10 protein-coding genes are annotated in these 22585 nt (G+C 44.5%); 9 read left to right on the forward strand and 1 reads right to left on the reverse strand.

The features are described 5' to 3' along the window. The first annotated feature begins 53 nt into the window (after positions 1–53). The 4 genes from L1D21_RS12085 (at position 54) to L1D21_RS12100 (ending at position 13914) form a co-directional block, all read left to right on the forward strand. A complete protein-coding gene (locus L1D21_RS12085; RefSeq protein WP_239845504.1) occupies positions 54–3803 on the forward strand; it encodes a DUF5666 domain-containing protein in 3750 nt (1249 codons plus the stop codon). Continuing rightward, positions 3784–5925, forward strand: a complete 2142-nt coding sequence (locus L1D21_RS12090; RefSeq protein WP_239845505.1) for a hypothetical protein — start codon at positions 3784–3786, stop codon at positions 5923–5925. The genes L1D21_RS12085 and L1D21_RS12090 overlap by 20 nt, the downstream gene beginning before the upstream one ends. A 455-nt stretch (positions 5926–6380) precedes the next feature. Then, positions 6381–8477 (forward strand): TonB-dependent siderophore receptor, encoded by a 2097-nt coding sequence (locus L1D21_RS12095; RefSeq protein ID WP_239845506.1) that lies wholly within the window; start codon positions 6381–6383, stop codon positions 8475–8477. A 502-nt stretch (positions 8478–8979) separates the two neighbouring features. Beyond that, complete coding sequence (locus L1D21_RS12100) at positions 8980–13914, forward strand: S8 family serine peptidase (protein WP_239845507.1); 4935 nt, start codon at positions 8980–8982, stop codon at positions 13912–13914. A gap of 166 nt (positions 13915–14080) precedes the next feature. On the opposite strand, the gene L1D21_RS12105 is transcribed toward L1D21_RS12100, so the two are convergent. After that, entirely contained in the window at positions 14081–14326 is a 246-nt protein-coding gene (locus L1D21_RS12105) for a DUF3297 family protein (RefSeq protein ID WP_239845605.1), read from the reverse strand. A gap of 344 nt (positions 14327–14670) precedes the next feature. Between L1D21_RS12105 and L1D21_RS12110 the strand changes: the two genes are divergently transcribed. From L1D21_RS12110 to L1D21_RS12130, 5 genes are all read left to right on the forward strand, one after another. Continuing rightward, positions 14671–15111, forward strand: a complete 441-nt coding sequence (locus L1D21_RS12110; protein WP_239845509.1) for a MarR family winged helix-turn-helix transcriptional regulator — start codon at positions 14671–14673, stop codon at positions 15109–15111. Positions 15112–15119: 8 nt separating this feature from the next. Continuing rightward, complete coding sequence (locus L1D21_RS12115; protein ID WP_239845510.1) at positions 15120–16187, forward strand: HlyD family secretion protein; 1068 nt, start codon at positions 15120–15122, stop codon at positions 16185–16187. Between the two features lie 16 nt (positions 16188–16203). Further along, a complete protein-coding gene (locus L1D21_RS12120) occupies positions 16204–17718 on the forward strand; it encodes a DHA2 family efflux MFS transporter permease subunit (protein ID WP_239845511.1) in 1515 nt (504 codons plus the stop codon). A 148-nt stretch (positions 17719–17866) separates the two neighbouring features. Beyond that, positions 17867–20002 carry a hypothetical protein gene (locus L1D21_RS12125; protein ID WP_239845512.1) on the forward strand — a complete coding sequence of 712 codons (2136 nt, stop codon included), beginning with the start codon at positions 17867–17869 and terminating at the stop codon, positions 20000–20002. Positions 20003–20207: 205 nt separating this feature from the next. Continuing rightward, positions 20208–22394, forward strand: a complete 2187-nt coding sequence (locus tag L1D21_RS12130; RefSeq protein WP_239845513.1) for an OsmC domain/YcaO domain-containing protein — start codon at positions 20208–20210, stop codon at positions 22392–22394. Positions 22395–22585: the final 191 nt, after the last annotated feature.

Consider the following 22585-nt stretch of genomic DNA (forward strand, 5'->3'; position numbering starts at 1 on the left):
GAAGTCAGAGAACATGCAGTAAGGACGCACGGTAATATATACAAGGACTGGTTATGGTACGCGCTACAATTCAATTCACCCTACGCACTCTTTTTATCTTTTTTGTCATTAATTTAAGTAATTTTAACGCGTTAGCGGCAAGTCAATCTGCAACGGCTAAAAAATCTCACTCTAGTAATAAGGGAGATATCTACAATGAACACAACAAGTTAAAAGGAAATATTGCTGAAGTAGTGTCCGATGGCGAGTTTACTGTTGATGATATCATTGTCTGTGTCGATGAAGTAACGGTGTTTAAAGGGGGAGAAAAATCGTTATTGCAAGTTGGTGCATACGTTGAAGTTAAGGCTGTAAAAGGCAGCATTGATTCTTTGGAGTCTTGCGATATTTTGGCGCGAGAAATCAAATTTAAAGCCAATAGAGATATTGATGATGCACCGCAATCTGCTGCGGTTTCCGGCGGAGGGGTTAAAGGCCCAATGGCTTATGCCAATGTAACCGCTTATGAATTTGATGGCAGTACCAATGAAATCGTGTCATCAGTGTTTCACAGCGGTGAAACCAACGAACAAGCCAAAATTGTTAATTTGGCCTTACCTTTCCCATTAAAATCTCTTTATATCACCGAGTTTAGCTCCAGAGAGGAGGTACTGGATACCGATGGTATTTCATTACTGCAACAGGGAACTGTAGACATTACCACCGGATTGACGCCAGTTATTACTGTGATGAAAACTGTGCTCACTCAAGAGATGTTGAATTCTGGCCAACAAGTGTATGCGACGCCTTTAACAACTCTGGTTGTGGATTTGGCCATTCACAATGTCGTTACTCAAAACACTGATGCTAACGATGTTTACTCCCCTGTGTCTGAGAGTGATTTTTTAATAGCGCTAGATGAGGCGCAAATCATTGTTAAATCTACATTCGGGTTTGGGCTAGATAGCTCAATTGATATTTTCAATACACCGCCATTGGTCACCAGCTCAACAACTACACAAGACTTAGCCGCTATATCAGCTTATCGCAGTGCGTCAGAAGCGTTGACGGCGATTGTTTATGAGATGCAACAAGTGACGGCTGATACTTCGGTCGATACCAATGAGATCTTGTTGGATCTCAGCGCCGATCTGTCTGATGGTGATATAGATGGGGTCGTTACAAATAATGGGGGTAGTTCTTCATCACTGTCTTATCCCGCTGCGTCGTTAACAGTACTAGAGCAAGACCCTATGAGCCTGCCTATCCCCAACGATCCAGATGGCAAAACCGTTGCGGAGGTCACCTCGGTTCTAGAAAGTGAGCAAGAGACAACAGAGCCTTTGTCCACTCCGGTGCCTGTTGATGTCGAGGTGCAACTTACACCTGCCGAATCCAATCCTGATCATGATGGTGATGGAGTGTTAAACGCTGATGATGATTATCCTTACAATCCTGCCTTGCAAAGTTTTGGTCAAGGAACAGACAGTGATAATGACGGCTGGATAAGTGTGCTTGATGAGAATAACCAACAAATTGGTCAGGATCCCGATGATACCAATGCCGCCATCCCTGGTATGGAATTTATTGATACTGATGGTGATGGATTAGCCGATAACGGTGGAGCAAACCCTGATCAAGATGATGACAACGATGGCCTTACAGATGCTGAAGAAGCATCAATCGGTACCGATCCGGGCTTAAAAGATACTGATGCTGACGGTGTTTTTGACCGTGTTGATCTATGGCCGTTAGACCCAACAGTTTCTAAAGACAGCGACGGTGACGGACTTGCTAATAATTTAGATAACTGCCCATACATTGCAAATCCATCGCAAGATAACTTCGATAGTGATTCCTTTGGTGATGTTTGTGATAGTGATAAAGATGGTGATGGTGCATTAAATGAGGTCGATGCTTTTCCTGATGATCCCGCCGAGTGGTTAGACTCCGACAGTGATGGCTTAGGTGATAATGCTGATGCGTTCCCAACGGATCCAACTGAGCAAGTTGACACCGATGGTGATGGTGTTGGTGATAACGCCGATGCTTTCCCAGATGATCCAACTGAGCAAGTTGACACAGATGGTGATGATGTTGGCGATAATGCCGATGCCTTCCCAGAGGATCCTTTTGAGCAAGTTGACAGCGATGGTGATGGTGTCGGTGATAATGGCGATGCTTACCCGAGTGATCCTTCTGAGCAGGCCGACAGTGATGGTGATGGCGTAGGCGATAATGCCGATGCCTTCCCGGATGATCCTTCWGAGCAAGTCGACAGCGATGGAGATGGCAGTGGTGATAACAGTGATTTAGCGCCGAATGATCCACTTATCGGTGCCGCCCGTAGCTTTACCAGTGCTGACTTAAAAGCCAACTATTTGTATTTATTGCCTAGCCGAGTCGYTGAGCCGACTTTCCGTTTAGGTGTGACCGAAGGTGACCAATACCTGTTCGACAATGAGCAATTTGTGGGTCAGCAGATCACCCGTGTGGGGCCGATTGATTTCAGCTTCAGTTTTGATACCGATGTGCTGGAGATGTTTATCAGCGATCNTGAGCCGACTTTCCGTTTAGGTGTGACCGAAGGTGACCAATACCTGTTCGACAATGAGCAATTTGTGGGTCAGCAGATCACCCGTGTGGGGCCGATTGATTTCAGCTTCAGTTTTGATACCGATGTGCTGGAGATGTTTATCAGCGATCCGGTGGAGCAAATTACCTGGAGTACCCCAGCACAATTGGTTGAGCTTGGGATCATCACTCAGCAAGCCGCGGATAACTTTGTGGCCGTCAACGGGGTTTATCAGCTTGGATTGACGTTCCAAGTGACTCAACGCCGTTGGCAATGGGCAGGAGAGACGGCYACCACTCAGAGTTTYTGGCAAACCACGACCACAGATTATCAGTTTATGGAGCAGTGGGAGCAGGAGCAGCTTATCGGCCTAGAGCAATCGGTTGTTACGGTTGAAAACAGTGATGGCTTAGTGCTTAAAGACCGAGAGGTATTGCCTACGGTTGCCTTCGATGCAGCGGAACTTACGAGTCAGTCATGGGGGCTGCCAGTCGCTTACCAAGGTGATACTGTCGATGCAGATGTGGCCAGTTTTGATGTGGGCGGCGTTAATGGCAGCACATTAAACTTTGGGGTGAACTTTAACTGGTTAATCGATGGTGATGGCAAACTGGTGCTGACCTATGGGGACGGCACTGTGGTGACCCTGACCCGTTATCAGGACTTGGTTGATATCGATGAAGTGCTGGTTGAGGTGGATAAGGCCGGTGTGCCCAGTAGTTTTTACGATTTAGCGATAGCCTATGATAGCAGCACGATCTTAGCGCCATTGTTCCATCAGGCAACGGTTAATAGCTTTAGTGTTACCAATTCTGATGCCTATGATGAACAAGGTAACATCAAGCCCGAGGCGGTATTTGGTTATCGTTTAGAGGATGGTGGTGTTGCCACGCGCATCTACGATGGCAACCTGGATTTGGCCAATTACGGTAGTGGTTGGGATAGATGGCGCTGGGAGTGGGGAGCGCATAATGCTGTGGTGATGACCAGYTATCTCCAAGATGAAATATGGTACAGCGAGTGTGACCCGGTTGATTTCAACTGTAGCGAACTGCGTCAGCGTACTTGGATGCCGCTCAAGGCTGTGGGTAACCGAGTTTATGTGCTCGAGTATGAACAGTTTAACGATAATGCTTGGAACTATGGTGAAGCGCCCATCTGGAGAGAAAATATTAAGCCGCGTCTGACCTTTTATGAAACCATTGAGCTGGGGTTAGACTCAGATTTCGATGGCATCATACGATGCTGAGTTACAAAACTGCGTGTCTGAGAATGCCGCAAACTCCTCAGCCGGTTATGTCGAGCAACTTACCCATATTGATTGTTCCTATCGTGCTATCAGTGATATCAGTGATATCAGTCAGTTGACCCATTTAGATTCAGTGGAGTTAAGTGGCAACCCAAGTATCAGTGATTTTACTCCTTTGGCTGCCATTGGCAGTTTACAGTGGGTAAGTGCTTGGGAGACAGGCTTTGATGATGCCGATTTTAATGCGTTTGCTAATCATCCATCGGTTGCTGGTTTTGGTATAGGTGGAAATCAGGTGACTGATATTTCAGCTGCAGCCACCATGACAAATCTGCAAAGCCTGCATATTTGGGGAGAAGGGGTTTATGATTTAACTGCTCTGGTTGGTTTGGCAAACTTTAATCAATTAGCACTCGGCACCAATCAAGTACAAGACTTGAGTGTCATCTTGCAATTAAATGCTTTAGAGCAGCTATGGCTTAATGGTGATATGGTGGAGGATGACATTAACAATGTGGTTCTTAACCTTACTGGATTACGTCATTTATCCCTTGCCTACAATAATTACTTAACCAATGAACTGTTAACTCAAATTCTTGCTAAACATCCATCATTGGAAGGGCTTGGGCTGGAATATACTCCCGTCACTGATCTGTCGATGCTGTTTACCGATGGTGGATATAGTCAACTAGTAACGCCGTTAAATAATATTAGTGTCGATAATTTAGGGGTCACAGATGGCTCACTGGATACTCAGGTGCAAGCCTTATGGAGCCTTAATGTCGAAGTGTATGGCCAGCTGGCTTATGGTTGGTTAATCGCCGATGCCTTAAACAATATTTACGATCCTGAGCTTCGCCAATGTATTGCTGAGCAGACACAGGGTATGGTGGTTTCGGGCCAACTTAAAGAGCTCTGGTGCGGCAGCCGTGGTGTTCACAACGTTTGGGGGCTATGGGTATTCGACAGTTTGAGAAAGCTGGATTTAAGCGATAACCCCGTTATGGAGTTAGCTGGTGAGCTTGATGGTATGCAGCAGCTTGAAGAGTTATACATTAACGATACCTTGATTGCCGATATTGGTATGTTGGGGAATCTATCGAGCTTAACTTACGCCAGTATCAACAATTTGACTCTTAATGACAGCGAGCAAATTAATCAATTACCACAGCAAATTAGTCTCGACGGTACTATAGCGCCGTACATTGAGTTAGCGAGCATAAGCTTTAACGATCCAGAGTTACAGTTGTGTGTGAATGACGAGGCTGCCAATGCTGGCTTGACCTATGTGCATCAACTGAGTCACATGAACTGTGATGGTCGTAATATCAGTGATATTAGTGATATAGGCCAGCTTACAGGCTTGTTCTGGCTGTTGTTCAGTAACACACAAATTACTGATCTATCGCCGTTGCAACAGTTGCCTAGGTTAACCCAGCTCTCCGTAATCGATTTAAGTCTAGACAATAGTCATGTGGAGCAATTAGCCGCAATTCCCCGTCTCGAGTTTATGGATATCGCCGGTAATGATGCCCTTGATAATCTGTTGCCATTGGGCGGAGTTTCTCAGCTTACAGGTTTGTCCTTATGGGGAAGTGTTGAGCGTGATTTAACACCACTAACTCAATTGAGTAACTTTAACTATATTGCCCTGGGAACCAATCAAGTCAGTGATATTTCAATATTGACCCAGATATCTGCTCTGCGAGGTTTTGATTTTAATGGTGAGTTAAGTTATGCCGACTTTGGAAGTTTAATGACGGCTTTGACTTTAGACAATATAGGTCAGGGAGATAATTCACAATTTGATAATAGTTTTCTGCAATTGATCTTTACTCATCAACCTGATGTTTTTCGGATTAGTTTGAGCTACACGGCTGTTAATGACCTAGCAGGGGTAGAACAATTAACTCGTCTGGAAAATGCAGATCTTAGTGGTACAGCAGTTACTGATCTACAGCCGTTGATCAATTTGAGGCAGCAGCAGGATATCTTGTATCAAAATGATGATTGGAAGCCAGTGTTAAACTGGATTGGAATCGATCAGTTACCGCTTATCGATGTGGGACAAATCACCACTTTGCAAAGTTTAGGGGTTACAGTGGAGGGACAGCCTCAATAGTTCTTAATCGCATCATGCTATTATTGTGAAAGACGATTTCGGCGGCACATGATGCAAAGGCGGACCTGCATGGTTCGCCTTTTTAGTGGTTGGTTAGGAGGGGTAGGCATGATGATTGATACAAGGCAGGTGATCTAGGCACCTACCGAGACAGCCCTCTATGTTATTACTCTTAAGGATTGCCTTAGCTTAAACTTTTACTCAGGTTCCAAGTGATAAGTTTTTTGCTAGGCAAGTCATTTTCTTTGCTTCTTTTATTGTTTGTTGTTCAGCCAATCCCACTTTTGTGAGCAAATACCACTCTTTCTTTGTGTCAATTTGCAAAAATTTGATCTTGATTAAATATTATTAAGATTCATTCTCATTTGTATTTATACTTATCTACTTTAGTAGTACCATTATGCCCATAACGAGATTTACAGTTCTCAGGTATTTTTTCTTAGGGGTTTTAAAATATGGTTGCTACACGTCCAACGACACTTGGCCAATCCATCCGTTATGCGCTCAGCTTGAGTTTGTTACCTATGTCGCTGGCATTTGCGGCCAATGCAATTGCCGAAGAGGTAACGGATGAAACACAAGAGATGGAAACCATCGTTGTCACGGCTTCAGCGCTAAAGCAATCAGCACCTATGGCTGAGACAGCGCAGTCGGTTGATATTATCGACCGTGACGAAATGCAGATGCGTGATGTACAGAAGTTAGATGAAACTTTCCGTTACAGCGCAGGTTACACCTCGCCTTATGGCGCCGATAACGATGCCGAGTGGATGTTTATTCGTGGCTTTGAGCCTAGCGTGTTGTTAGATGGTAACCGCCTGTATAAAGAGGGGTTCTTTGCGTGGACTGTTGAGCCTTATGGCTTAGAGCGTGTCGAATTGATAAAAGGCGCTTCATCGGTATTATACGGTGATTCTATGCCAGGTGGTCTAGTAAACGCAGTACAGAAAAAACCGACCGATAAGCCTCAAGGTAATGTCACTGTTTCAGGTGGTAACAAAGATTATGTGGGCTTAGCGGCCGATATTTCTGGTTGGGCTAACGAAGATGGTAGCCAGCGTTATCGTTTAGTGGCGATGGCTGATCAGAAAGACGGTGAGCTTGATGGCACCGAATATGAGCGTATCTATATCGCCCCAAGTTACAGCATTGATTTCTCTGATGATACTTCATTAACCTTGTTAAGCAGTTTCTTAAAAGATGAAGGTGTACCGCAAAATGGTTTCTTCCCTATGTACGGTACGCGTTATAACTTGCCTAACGGCGAGACAATCGACCCTTCAACCAACTATGGTGAGCCGGGCGATGACGAGTTTGATAAGACGCAATTTTCTGTAGGTTATCAACTCAGACATTATCTAAACGATACCTGGACTTTAAAGCAGAATGCTAACTACGCCCATACGGATCTGTATCTGCGCAGTACTTCAGCCTATGGCTCGCCTTGGGATCCATCGGCAGATCATTACAGCTTAAACCGTTACACCCTGATTAATGACGGTACTGTTGATAGCTTTACCTTAGATAATAACGCGACAGCCGAATGGCAAACGGGTGATTTTGAAAACCGTTTCTTAGTCGGTGCGGATATTCAGCATCACACTAACGAATTTGCTGGTAATGGTAGTGGCGCGTGGGTAGGTGCGGTCGATGCGTTAAACCCCACCTATGGTAACGTGCCCGATCTAAGCCTTTACGATAACGAAATCACTAAGCAGCAAATTGGCGTGTACTCACAATTTCATACCATTTGGAACGAGCGTTGGATTGCCAATGTTGGTGCACGTTATGACTGGTTTGAAGTTGAAAACAAAGGTCAGTATGAAGATGCTATTGATGATGGCCAGTTTTCATGGAACTCAAGCTTGATGTATAAGGCGGATAACGGTCTGTCACCTTATGTCAGCTATTCAGAATCTTTCTACGTAATGAGCAGCTTAGATTACATCACTAACAAGCTGTATAAACCCGTTGAAAGTAACCAGTACGAAGTAGGTGTTAAGTATCAGCCAGAGTGGATGGACGGTTACATTAACTTGGCATGGTTTGACTTAGAGCAGCAAAACGCGACGTCGAGTGCGATTGATAGCAACGGTGCGCTAACCAGTAGCCAAACCGATAAGGTTGCAACTCAAGGTGTTGAACTTGAAGGTAAAGTGCAAGCAACCGATAACCTGATGTTTACCGCCAACTATACCTATTTAGATGCTCGTACAGGTGCTAATGATGTTCGTAAATCAATGGTACCTAACCATATGGCGAGCGGTTGGGTTCATTATGATATGGCCGGTGTTGGTATCGATGGTTTAACTCTTGGTGCCGGTGTTCGTTACACAGGAACCAGCGTCGATAATGCCTATTTTATCAATGATAAAGTGCCGGCTTATACCGTATGGGATGCGATGGCGAGTTATGCATTTACTCCTAAGTTAAACCTGCAGGTGAACTTAAATAACCTCGCTGATAAAGCGTATTTAGCCGGTTGTGATTATGGTATCTGTTACTATGGTGAGTCGCGTCGTATTACGGCCAACTTGAGCTACAACTGGTAAGTTTGAAAGTTAGACTACTGACAAAAGTCATAGCAACCTAATTTAAAGCGAACCTTTAAGGTTTAATGCCTGTCAGTTAAGCGCTGACAGGCATTTTTTTGTCTTGAAACTTGCAACATTTTTGTCGAGATTTTGACTCATGTTTGTCGAACTTTTTTCGGTTTGAAATCGGTCGGAAAATGCAGGTTTAAATCGTCTTGTCTGTGGCACATTTATCCGCTTAAAACTGAATAAATTAGTTGAAATTCAGTAGTTGAAAGTCAGGTGTTATTTGAGCGTCATTTGTTGCTTTGTTGTAAATTTTGATTTTACGGTGTCGATGTTTTGACAGTAAAACTTAACGTTTTATTGTTGCATCTTTATGTAAGTCGTTGTTTTTGATGTAGCATTTTGTACACTTTTGGTGTATTTGATTGACGGGTTAAAGCGGTTGGGGGAGTATCTTTGATGTTTTAAATTTGTTACCTAGAGGTAACAGCGTTAAGAGCAATAAGGATAAAAAATGCTTAAACTCAATAAGGTCGCAACCATGGTTGCGGCCGCTTTATATGTAGGCAGTGGTGCCGCTGCAACAGATGCTGTTAAGGCTGCTGGGAGCCAAGATTCTCAGTGGACTGTAGCGCCGGCAGATTATGCTCCACAACCTTTACCGCAAGAGACTTATACTTGGGAAAACCAAGTCAATAAGACTATTAAGAAACAACAATCTATTTTCGTTGCCGAAAATGATGTTAGTGGTGTTAACAAGTACATTGTACAGTTAAGTGATGCACCTATTTCGACCTATAACGGTGGCATTGCGAGCTTGGCTTCGACACAAAAAACTGTGTCTAAAGCCCGTCTGTCAAAAGCACCGCTAAACTTAAACCAATCAGATATTAAAGCTTATAGCAGCTATTTGGCTCAAAAGCGTGCGACTGTGGTTTCACAGGCTCAAGCTTTACAGGGTTTAAACGTACAAGTGGGTCGCGAGTATTCAGTTGCACTTAACGGTTTTGTGACCGAATTAACCCAAGAGGAAGCCGTTCGATTGGCTAAAATTCCTGGGGTAAAGCGCATTACTCGTGAAAAAGTGTATGAGTTACAAACCTTCAGTACACCAACCCAAACTGGCGCGACAAGTGTATGGAGTGGCAGTGCGTTAAACAGTTCTAATAAGGGTGAAGGTATGGTTGTCGGTATTATTGATACCGGTATTAATACTGACCATCCATCATTTGCTGCAGTGGGTGGTGATGGCTATCAGCATACCAATCCACTCGGTAGCAGCTTTTTGGGTGACTGTGCAGCATCACCTGAATACTGTAACGACAAGCTGATCGGGGTGTACTCTTATCCTGAAATTACTCAGGCCTATAGTGATCCTGTGTTTAGCGAAAGCCGTCCAGCGATTGGTGAAGATTATAATAACCATGGCTCTCACGTTGCAGGTACCGTTGCAGGTAACGTGTTAATGGATGTAAATCATGTCATCTCTGAGAACACTAAAGACGGTAAAGGGATTGAAACAGGTCTGGTACTGCCACAAGTTTCGGGTATGGCGCCTCATGCTAATATCATCGCTTACCAAGTATGTTGGCCAGGTGGTTCTGGCGATCCTTATGCGGGTTGTCCAACTTCAGCGATCATTGCCGCAGTTGAGCAATCGGCTATCGATAATGTTGATGTAATCAACGCCTCTTTAGGTGGGCTTGAAGAAGATCCTTGGCTTGAGCCAATTGAGCAAGCTTTCTACAACGCAGCCGCTTCTGGTGTATTTGTTGCGGTAGCAGCGGGTAACTCTGGTCCATATTTACAGTCTGCAGATCACTCATCTCCTTGGGTAACCACTGTTGCGGCACATACAGCCGATCAAATCGTGACCTTTGCCGACAATGGTGTTGAGCAGATGTCAGGTGGTGATACCACACCTCCTAGCGATATCGTTGGTGCAACTAAATCATTTGAGTCGGCTTCAGGGATGATTGTCGATGCGACAAATTTCGCTAACCCTAATGAGAGTTATGCGCCAAACGTTAAGAACTGTGACAGTCCATTCCCTGCTGGTACGTTTGATCTTGCCGACAATCCAGATACGGCAGATATCGATGAAAGTCAGCAGGATGTTATTGTTATCTGTAGCCGTAGCTCTAAGCCGTTAATTTATAAGGCTGATAACGTTAAGGCTGGTGGTGCTGAAGGTGTGGTGATCACTAACCTTTATTCGTTCCAAGATAGCAATATTCCAGGTATTCCATACTCCATTCCAGGTACTTTGATCCCATCAACTGATGGTAAAACGTTACGCACTTGGGTCAATTCTGGTGCCGGTCACATGGGGACACTATCGGCGAGTGCCGGTGAGATATCGGATGTAGATAAAGAGCGTGTAGCTAACTTCTCTGGTCGTGGGCCTTCATACTTTGGTATCGATACCCTGTTTGTCGATATTGCTGCTCCTGGTGTAGATATTTTTGCAGCAGCGTCAGACGATCAACCTTTCACTAGCAACCCTTATTCTGGTGAGTGGGCGACGCTATCAGGTACCTCGATGGCGAGTCCTCACGTAGCGGGTGCTGCGGCACTTCTGCGTCAATCTCATCCTTACTGGACTCCAATGCAAGTACAGTCAGCATTGATGATGACCGCATCAAAAACCTTAACTAACGCGGGTTACTTGGACAACTACAGCGATTACGGTGAGCTGTCGGGTTTACATGATGCGGGTGCCGGTCGTATGCATGTAGAGTTGGCTGATAAAGTTGGCTTAGTGCTTGATGAGTCAATGGACAACATGGCTGCTGCGAATCCAAATTTAGGTGGATATCCTAAGAATTTGAACACAGCGTACATGGTTGATAACGACTGTCCAAAAGAATGTTCTTTCGTGCGTACTTTTACAGCGACTGAAGATGCTAGCTGGACTGTTGATACCGAAGCTTGGTTTGGTGATTTCGAGATCTCTGCTCAGCCTGAAAGTTTCAGCCTGAAAGCGGGTGAGACTCAGTCAATTGTGATCACTGCTAAAGCGCTACAAAACGTTTCTGCGGCGACTTATACCGATTTGACTGGTAACCAAGGTCAAGTGAGACTGGTTTCTGATAATCCTAGTTCACCTGTGCTTGAGCTACCAATTTGGACTTATGCGGGCGATTCTGGTTTACCTGATTATCTAAAAATCAATGCGCATCGTAAGTCTTCTACATTGAACGTTGGACCTTTCAACACCGCTGAAATTACCGATTTTACATCACGCAGTTTTGGTCTGGTTAAAGGTGAAAACAAAACGATTCACACTTATACAGATACCACTGGTGCAGATCCTTTCGACTTGATTGAAGGTGAAGATGGTGCTGTGAACCCTAATCACATCGAATGGACCGATGTGCCTGAGGGCGCTAAGCTGTTAGCCGGTAGTGTGGTAGGTGATGAATACAATCGCGTGTTGGTGTTCATGGGACAAGATTCTGATGGTGATGGTTTGCCATCTATGGAAGAAACCCTATGTATGTCTACCAACTACAGCATTGCTAACTTCTGTACTATTACCGAGCCTCATGCGGGTCGTTATTTCACCGTATACATGAACTTGGCGACTATCTCTACCGGTGAAGTTGACCTAGGACGTGATATCACGATTTCAACGGCTTTAGTGGATGTTGATAATAGTAATTTGACCGTTAGCGCGCCTGCACAGATCCCAGGTTATGAAGAGTACAACCTAGAGTTAGCTTATAACCTACCTGAAATGGAAGTGGGTGATACCTATTTTGGTGGTTTCGATATTGGTTCAAATGCCAATGATGCTGGCAACTTAGGTTTTGTTCCTGTGATCATTAATCAGATCGATAAGGATGTTAACTTTAGCGTAAACAAACAAAATGCTAAGCCTGGTGATGTGCTTGAATTCGAAGTGAGCGTAATTGCGAACAACGAAGAGAGTGCTCGTGATTTTGCCTTAAAAGCGAATTTCCCTGAAGGTATTCAGATCATTCCTGACAGCGTTGTAGCATCTCATGCGACTCCTGGTGAGCCGGTATTAGAAGCTAACAGCTTGTCATTGGAAGGGGTTCAAGAAACCACTAAAGACGTGGTTCGTAATTACTTGGTCACTAATAACCAGAATGATCCTATGTGTTCATTAACTACGGCAAACTCGCCAACGCCGGGTTATCTTGAGCTGAGGGAAAACTTTGGTTGGAGAACGCTAGAAGGGGTTGAAGGTGATTATCGTAATACTTTCGAGTACAAGCTAAGTGAGCTGATGAACACCAGTGAAGATATTACTTTCCCATTCTTCAACAAATACCATGTAGATACGTTGAAATTGAGCCCTGCGGGTCTGTTGAGCTTTAACTCGGCACGTCGTATTCCTTCATTCCATACTGAGTTCCCTGAAGCGCATAACATGGTACCTGAGTATGTGATCGCGCCTTACTGGGTGGGTGATAACGCTATTCCTCAGCGCTATGATGGTGGCTATGGTGAATATCACTTAAATGCCGGTATTACTCCGACTTATACCTATTCACGTGAGTGGTTAGTGCTTGAGTGGGATAATGTTGAGCGTAGCAGAACCCCTGGTCAGCTGGTGGACTTTGAGATGTTCCTGCGTACGAATATCAACTATGAGCCAGGTGAGTATGAGATGCTGTTTGCTTACGACAATCTGCAGATGGTTGACGATCAAGGTACTATTGGCTTTAAAGCTGCCGATGGCAGAATTATTGTCGATGGTGATATGCCTATCGATATCAACTTAGGTGATTCGGTGGCCTATAACAACTTAGGTGATGTGATCAGCGATCAGTTTGTGGTTTGTATGGATTATACCGGTCCTGAGCAGTCACAATTTAATCTTAAGTTTAATGCTTATGTGTCTGAAAAAGCGGCTGGTACAACTCAAACATTAGTCGTTGAAAACCACCTTGTTGGTTCAGATGTTGAACAGCTTGAACTGCAAGTGGACGTGACTGGTAACATTAATCTGGCTGATATTGCCAATATCTTCACTGAAGAGAACGAAGAAGTCAGTTTCGAAGTTTACTACTCTGATGAAAATGCAGTTAGTAACATTATCGAAGTGACAGGTGAGAACTTCTCTGTGGAGATTGATGGCAATGTTTCTGGTAGCAAGGTTACTTTGAAACCTAAGAAACACTTTAACGGTGAAACAGAAGTAACTGTGACGGTACGCGATTCAGTTAACTCTGGTGATGCAAGCTCAACCAGCTTCAAGCTCATTGTGGGCTCAGATGGTGTTGAGCTGGGTTGTACCGACTCAAGTGCCGACAACTACAATAAAGCGGCTAACACCGATGACGGTAGTTGTGAATACGCTGCTGAAGAGGAATCTGAAGAAGCGAATGCGGCTGAAGATAAAAGCGCTGGTGGTGCATTAGGCTGGTTAGTTTTAGCTTTACTACCATTTGCAATTAGAAGAAGAAAGTCATTCTAATTCCAATGCTTAAGCTATTGATATCGATGCTTTGAGTGGTTGATATCTTTAGCTGTATTAGCTTAGTTGGTAAATGACAAAATAAAAAAGCGAACCCTTCAAAAGGTTCGCTTTTTTTATCTCTGAGGTGTTATAGCTGGACCTCAGATATGAATCCCTGAGCCGTTTAGCGGTAAAACGCTTCTACCGTGCCTTTACGGGTTAACAATAAAGGTTGGCCACGGCGGTCTAATGATTTAGTTGAGATCTTCACCCAACCTTCACTAATGCAATATTCCTCGACATCGAAACGCTCTTTGCCATTGAAGCGGATCCCCACGTCGTGCTCGAAAACCTCAGCCACAAAATGCGGGCTACGCGGATTAACTGATAGACGATCGGGTAATGCGGGTTGTGATGTAGTATCTGTCATAGTGCTTGTCTGTGGTGATTTAAGTTCGTCGAGTATTGTAGGTAATAGTGGTTTGAGGCTCAAGATATTAACCAGCGAGTGTGAGTTAAATTTCATTAATTGGCTTCAGGTTCAATTTTGCAACTGATTAAGAGCGATGCTGAAACTAAACAAACCTTATGGATTTAATTTGAACTTAAGTTGGCTGTTGATATTAGGGGTATTTTTCCATTGATTCGTGTGCCAAATGAACAGGTTTTAATGATTAAAAAACAAAATAAGCTTTACATATAGTAAGTAAAGCTTATCATATTGATTGTGTAAGCAGCCAAAAAATGGCTGCGAAGCCAATATTCAGGTGATTTATGAAACATTCCACTCAGCAACCTTCGGTTGGTTATCTACTAACAGACATCATTCGACTAGCAAGAAAACAATTTCAGAACGATCCTCGATTGACTTGCATCACCATGGCGCAGGCGAGGGCGTTGGGGTTGATCTCTCGTTACGAGGGAATTAAGCAAGTTGAATTGGCAGAGCGACTAGAGATTAAGCCGATGAGCTTGGTTAGAGTCATCGACTCTTTAGTTGATGAGGGCTTAGTCGAGCGTCGTTCAGATCCGAGTGACCGCCGCGCACACCTATTGTATCTAGTACCTGCCGCAGAAGAGCGTATGGAGAAGGTACGTTGTGTCAGTCAAGATATCTGGGCGCGAGGTTTGGATGGTTTTAGCACATCACAAGTTAATGAGTTTATTGCAAGCTTGGAGCAGATCCATAGCAATCTGTCCAAGGGAAATGAGTAGGTATCAGTATGTCAGAAGTTAATCAACAAATAGCGCCAGTGGAGTTAGCTCCTAAAGCGAGTAAGGCTAAGCGTTGGCTATTGTTGTTTGTGGTTCCTGTGGTCGTTGTTCTGGGGTGTGGCGCAGCTTACCTGCATGGTGGCCGTTATGTAGAAACCGACAATGCCTATGTTAAGGCCGATAAAACCAGTATCGCCGCCGAAGTGTCAGGTGTGGTTATTGATGTGCCTGTGGTGGAAAATCAGCAAGTAAAAGCGGGTCAACTGCTGCTGAAAATCGATCCTAAGCCTTATGAAATTGCGGTTGAGCAGGCCAAGGCTAACTTAAGTGATGTGAATACTAGCCTAACAGCGCTTAAAGCCGAGTATGATAGCAAGCAGGCTAATATCGAGGTCGAGCAGAGTCAGTATCAATATCTGCAACGCGAACAGCTTCGTCAGCAAGATCTACTGACTAAGAAGTATACCTCTCAGGCTGATTTTGACAGCGCCAAGCAGAAAACGCGTATGGCTGAGTTACAGATCCAAGCATTGAGAAAAGATTTAAAGCAGTTAGTTGAAAGCTTGGGCGGTGATGTAAATGCGCCGATTAGTCAACATCCTAAATATCTAAGTGCCCTCGCGGCCTTAGATAAAGCACAAAACGATCTGCGCCATGTAGATGTGTATGCTCCTACCGATGGTGTGGTGACTAAAGTGGCGAAAAAAGGCCAGTATATGACACCTGGCAGCTTGACCATGATGATGGTGGCCGATCACAACCTGTGGGTCGAAGCCAACTTTACCGAGACCGAAGTTTCTTATATGAAAGTGGGTCAGTCGGTTGAGATTAAAGTGGACTACGCTCCTGACTTTGAATGGACGGGGAAAGTTGAAAGTATTAGCCCTGCCACTGGCTCTGAGTATTCGGTTATTCCCGCTGAAAATGCCACGGGTAACTGGGTGAAAATTACTCAGCGCGTGCCGGTACGCATCTATATTGGTAGTGCCGATAAAGCCAATGCGCCGCAATTGCGTGCTGGACTCAGCACCATAGTCACCGTTGATACTCAGCATCAACGTCATCTATCGCTATAAATTGGCTGAAACGATAATGCAAACCTCAACCGCCGCGCCTGAAAAGGAAGCAGCCGTTAATAAGACTTTCGTTGCCCTATCGGTGATGTTAGCCACTATTATGCAGGCGCTGGATACCACGATAGCCAATGTGGCATTACCACACATGCAAGGTTCGATGAGTGCGACTCAAGATCAGATCTCTTGGGTGCTGACCTCTTATATTGTTGCGGCCGCTATTGCCATGCCTCTGACGGGATTAGTGGCGGCGCGTATCGGTCGTAGACGTTTATTTCTTTATTCTGTGATTGGTTTTACCTTCGCCTCGGTGCTGTGTGGTGCGGCGCAATCTCTAGATCAAATTATCCTGTTTCGTTTGCTTCAAGGGATCTTTGGCGCCAGCTTAGTGCCGCTATCTCAGTCGGTATTACTCGATACTTATCCTCCAGAAAAGCATGGCTCAGCCATGGCGATGTGGGGCGTGGGTGTGATGGTGGGACCCATTTTAGGCCCTTCTCTTGGTGGTTGGTTAACCGAGTATTACAACTGGCGCTGGGTATTTTACATCAATGTGCCGTTTGGCATCTTAGCTTGGATGGGCATTGCGGCATTTGTTAAAGAGACCAAGCTCGACCCTTCACGTAAATTCGACATGTTTGGCTTTGCCTTGCTTGCGTTAGCGATCGGTAGCTTGCAGATGTTCCTCGATCGGGGCGAGTCGCAAAACTGGTTGGCCAGTTTAGAGATCAATATCGAGATTGGCCTGGCAGTGATCGCCTTTTATATGTTTATCGTGCATATGTTTACAGCTAAGTCGCCCTTTTTAGATCCCTTGATGTTTAAAGACAGGAACTTCGTCGTCGGTTTGATGTTCGCCTTTATTCTTGGGGTGATCTTACTGGCGACCATGGCGTTATTACCGCCCTTTTTGCAAAATTTGATGGGCTATCCTGTACTGGATGTTGGTTTGTTATTAACGCCACGAGGTTTCGGTACTATGGCGGGCATGATGGTGGTGGGGCGCCTGTCGGGTAAAGTCGATCTGCGTTATTTAATCACTATCGGTGTGCTGTTAATGATTATCTCTCTGTGGGAGATGTCGCTGTTCTCTGTGGATATTACCCGTAGCGATATTATTCGTACCGGAGTTGTTCAAGGCGTAGGCTTAGGCTTGGTGTTTGTGCCGTTATCGACACTGGCTTTTTCGAGCTTGCCTGGCCATTTTAGAAATGAAGGCACGGCTTTGTTTAGCTTGATCCGTAATATAGGTAGCAGTATCGGTATTTCGGTGGTGATGACTTATTTGTCTCACAATGTGCAGTTGAATCACGCCGCCTTTGCTGGCTATATCAACCCCTTCAATGTGGCCTTGATGGAGGGAGTTAACCAAGGCATTTATGATATTTCCACCACCAAAGGATTAGTGGCTGTCGATGCTATGGTGAATCAACAAGCGGCGATTTTAGCTTATCTGCAAGATTTCCGTTTTATGATGTTTCTTTGTGTTGCTATGTTGCCGCTATTACTATTGCTGGATAAACCAAAGCACTAAGTGTGTGTTTAGCATTAAATTACTTAGAACTATTATTTTGCTATTTCCATTTTTTATAAAGTAAGATTCGCTCAGGTGAGTGATAAGTTCGCGTAATGTGCTTAACTCAGAGTGGTAATGGTTACAAGGTTGTAGAAGGAATTAATTGATGAATAAAACGCTTTCGATGTTCGCGGCAGGCATATTGGCTGCCTTATTAACTGGCTGCGGTGGTAGTGACTCTTCTACAGATAGCTCTGAGGTCGATACTGGAGGTATTGGAACCGATCAGGGAACAGATCAAGGCACGGGTCAGGATGGTGGTAGTTCAGTATCGAGCCTATCTCCCATTGCCGAGTATGTATTTACGGCTGTTGAAAATAAGATTGCACCAGGTAAAAGTACTGAGGCCGGAAACTGTAGTGGCAATATTGATGTTGAAGATAGCATTGCCGATCTCAATGTTTACGCGGTTTATTATCAAAATGGGTGTTATACCGATGGGCGATATAACAACAATGACTACCCGATAGCTTATGGTCAATTAAGCTTTGATGATAGTCATTATGATGCTTATCAAGTTTCGCCATCACAAGTCGCAGCGACTAACTTTGTCGGTAGTCATCATAAAGTGCAAATGAAGTTTAGTGCTGCTGATGATTACGCCGTCTATAACTATAACAGTCAAACTCATCGTTTTACCCAGTTAGGTCAAGTGACTGCCACAACGGCAGGTGACTATACGCCACTTCCTTTTATCGATTTAGATACCTTGAGCGAAACACTGACATTTGTGGTAATGCCGACATCGGCTGATAAACCGACAACCATGCAGGCTCTGGGACAGAATGTGCAAGGGGCTTATTTATCAACCATGACCGGGATTGCTGATATTAACCTCTATAGTATTCAGTTAGATGATGCTTTGAACCCGAAAGCCGCGGAGGACTTTAATCAAGGTCCAAGTAAACATAATAATGTTTATGGTCAAAATCACTATTTTGACCTTTTTGGATTAAGTGACGGTGGTATCGGGGCTATTTGGCAAGATAAAGCCAGTTATCAATATTATTTCACTCGTCTCAATGCATCTCAGGCAAGTAATACGATTGAATTACCTGCAGCGCCAGCCAGTGGTGACTTTATGTTAGCGGGGGCGACGGCCGATACCAGTGATAACCTTTATTATCTATTAATTGAGGCTGGTACGCAGAGCCATGATTTAGTGGCGTGGCTGATGAAAACAGACCTTAATGGCAAAATGTTACTGCAACAAGATGTCACCGCAACGATAGATGAGTTAGCCACATTTGGTGATTTACCCAGTGCAAGTAATCAAGCTGTGCTTAAGGTATTAGGTAATCAACTTGGGGTGATCTATTCAGGCACTCATCAAAATGGTCATCAATGGGCAGAAGTTGAGATTTTCAATACTGATACATTAGCGCTAATTAAAGATCATGGGCAAACAGCGAGTCATTCCTTTAGTCAGATTTTAACGACTAGCCAAGATGAAAGTCAGTTCTTGTCGCTGGATCTGGGGGACAATTATCCTCGTGGGATCTTGTTGTCTCGTTTCGATGCGACCAGCAAGCAATCGCGCGCTGTATACAGCTACAAGACTGCTCACAGCACGAGTCCGAATGGTTTCGGTGTGTTAGGTCAAAACGCCAAGGGTGAAACCACGTATAAGTGGAGCAACGATAATAAAATTTATACTGAGCTGGGTGGTCTAGTTGATACCGGTAATGGCTATCTGGTGTTTTTCGCTTCTGAACACGATAGTAATGGCAAGGTGTTAGATAATGCTCAGGCGGTGGATTACCTTAATAACGCGCGTAATCTAGGGGTAGTGAAAGTTGTTAGTGATTTTGAAAATGCTTCTGGTTCAGGCACTCAAATCAGTGATGATTTGATGATGTTATCGGGTGATTATCCTGCAGAAACAGGCTCTTTCTATAACTTCAGTGGTGGAGAATCCTTACAACGCGTAGCGGGAATACACTGGTTGACTCAATTAGATCCACAAGATCTTGAGCATAATGTTTCGCGAGTGAAAACCCTGTCCTTACCGGGGAAAGACCAGGTGTTAGTGTTGTGGGAAGAGTGGTCACAAACCGATTATCTCACTACTAAGGCGATGCTAGTTGGTTTCGATGCGATTCAAGTTGGTTCAACTTATGAGTTACCCAACCTGAGGCTTAATCGTCGTGATGAACTCTTGTATCAATCTGGCTCTGTTTGGTCGGTTAGCGGTAATAGTGCCGACCATTCATTACAGGTGTTGGAGTTTAAATTACTCTAGTTGAATGACACTAGGCTTGGTTTAGTCCCGTCAAGATAGACCGTATGTTACTTAAAAATGTCAGCAATAATATGCTGGCATTTTTGTTTGTTTATCGGTTTATTTAGTGCAATGGGCAATAAACCCAAGACTAATGGTCTAAAAACACCGATAATTCACCCCATCAGTTTTACAGGCTAACGCCGCGCATCACCGGATACCTTCAATGGAAATCAAAGTTAATTTTCTCGACAACCTCAGACTCGAAGCCAAATTTGACGACTTTACTGTTACCGCAGATCAACCGATCCGCTATAAAGGTGATGGTAGTGCACCGAGTCCGTTCGATTATTTCCTTGCTTCGTCGGCATTGTGCGCCGCCTATTTTATTAAGGTGTATTGTAAGGCGCGTGATATTCCTACTGAGAATATTCGCCTGTCACAGAACAATATTGTCGATCCAGAAGATCGTTATAACCAGATTTTCCAGATCCAAGTCGAATTACCGGAAGATATCTCAGAGAAAGATCGCCAAGGGATCTTGCGCTCAATCGATCGCTGTACTGTGAAGAAAGTGGTACAGACTGGGCCTGAATTTAAGATAGAAACCGTCGAGAATCTAGACGCGGATGCGAATGCCATGCTGATGGGCCAACCTGATGGCGACGCTAATACTTATATCTTGGGTAAGGATCTACCTCTTGAGCAGACCATAGCAAATATGACCGGCATTTTGGCCGATCTCGGCATGAAGATTGAAATCTCCTCATGGCGAAATATCGTGCCGAATGTGTGGTCGTTACATATTCGTGATGCCGCATCGCCCATGTGTTTTACCAATGGTAAAGGGGCGACCAAAGAGAGCGCATTATGTTCGGCCTTAGGCGAATTTATCGAGCGCCTTAACTGTAACTTCTTCTATAACGATCAGTTTTTCGGGGTCGATATTGCTAACAGCGAATTTGTGCATTATCCCAATGAAAAGTGGTTTGCCCTCGAAGACGATGATGCGCTGCCAGCGGGTATGCTCGATGATTACAGCTTAGCCATTTATAACCCAGATGGTGAGCTGTGTGGCTCGCATCTTATCGATACTAACTCTGGCAATATCGAGCGCGGCATCTGTACGATCCCATACACTCGTCGCTCCGACGGTGAAACCGTCTATTTTCCATCGAACCTGATTGAGAACTTGTTTCTCAGTAATGGCATGAGCGCGGGTAATAACTTACAAGAGGCCGAAGTGCAGTGTCTGTCTGAAATCTTCGAGCGTGCAGTGAAGCGTCAGATCATTGAGCAAGAGATTGTACTGCCGGACGTACCGGTTGAAGTACTTGAAAAATACCCCAGTATTTTGGCTGGGATTAAAGGCTTAGAGGAACAAGGTTTCCCGGTTGTGGTGAAAGATGCCTCTTTAGGCGGTCAATTCCCTGTGATGTGTGTCACCCTGATGAACCCGAAAACTGGCGGTGTATTTGCTTCTTTTGGCGCACATCCCAGTTTTGAAGTGGCATTAGAGCGTAGTTTAACCGAGTTGTTGCAAGGCCGTAGTTTTGAAGGCTTAAACGATGTGCCTAAGCCAACCTTTAATAGCATGGCGGTTAGCGAGCCAGAAAACTTTGTTGAACACTTTATTGATTCTACCGGGGTGATTTCGTGGCGCTTCTTCAGTAGTAAACAAGATTATGAGTTCTGCGAGTGGGACTTCTCGGGTAGCAATGAAGAGGAAGCTAAAGGTCTGTTTGGTATTTTAGAATCATTGGGTAAAGAGGTGTATGTTGCTGAGTTTGATCAGTTGGGAGCATCGGCTTGCCGTATCTTAGTGCCTGATTACTCTGAAGTGTATCCTGTGGATGATCTTATTTGGGATAACACCAATAAGGCGCTGGATTTCCGCGAGGATATTTTGAATCTCCATATTCTTGATGATGATCAGCTGGTGGATCTCGTTAATCGTTTAGAAGAGAGTCAGCTAGATAACTACACCGATATTCGTACCTTCATCGGTATCGTGTTCGATGAAAACACGGTGTGGGGACAGCTCACTATTATCGAGTTGAAGATTCTAATTTATCTAGCGCTTGGCGCCCATGAAGAAGCCTTGGAGCTGGTGGGTGACTTCTTACAGTTTAACGATAATACCGTCGAGCGTGGCCTGTTCTATCAGGCGATCAATGCAGTATTGGAAGTGACGTTAGATGAAGACCTCGAGCTTGAGCATTTTATTGGCAATTTCCAACGTATGTTTGGCGAAGCGGTTATGCAGCAGGTTGTGGGGTCGGTGAATGGTGAGATAAGATTCTCAGGCCTGACTAAAACCAGTATGCAGCTTGAAGGTATAGAGCCTCATTTACGATTAATCGAAAGCTATAAAAAGTTACATCAGGCGCGAAAAGCCAAAGCTGCAATCTAATTTTTGGCCTGCACTATTCGTGACACAGCTATTCGTGACACAGCTGTTTGCATCAATGTAATTGGGGGGACAGTTGTCTGGCCTGAACTAAGGCTCACGTAGCGCGATTACGTAATTTAAAGGTGTGTAATTGTTGAATAACCCCAGAGTGGTTGCATAACTATTCATTAAAACTCCTTGGTATAGCTCTT

Origin of the sequence: Shewanella sp. Isolate11 (assembly GCF_022398315.1) — a bacterium.
GTDB lineage: Bacteria > Pseudomonadota > Gammaproteobacteria > Enterobacterales > Shewanellaceae > Shewanella.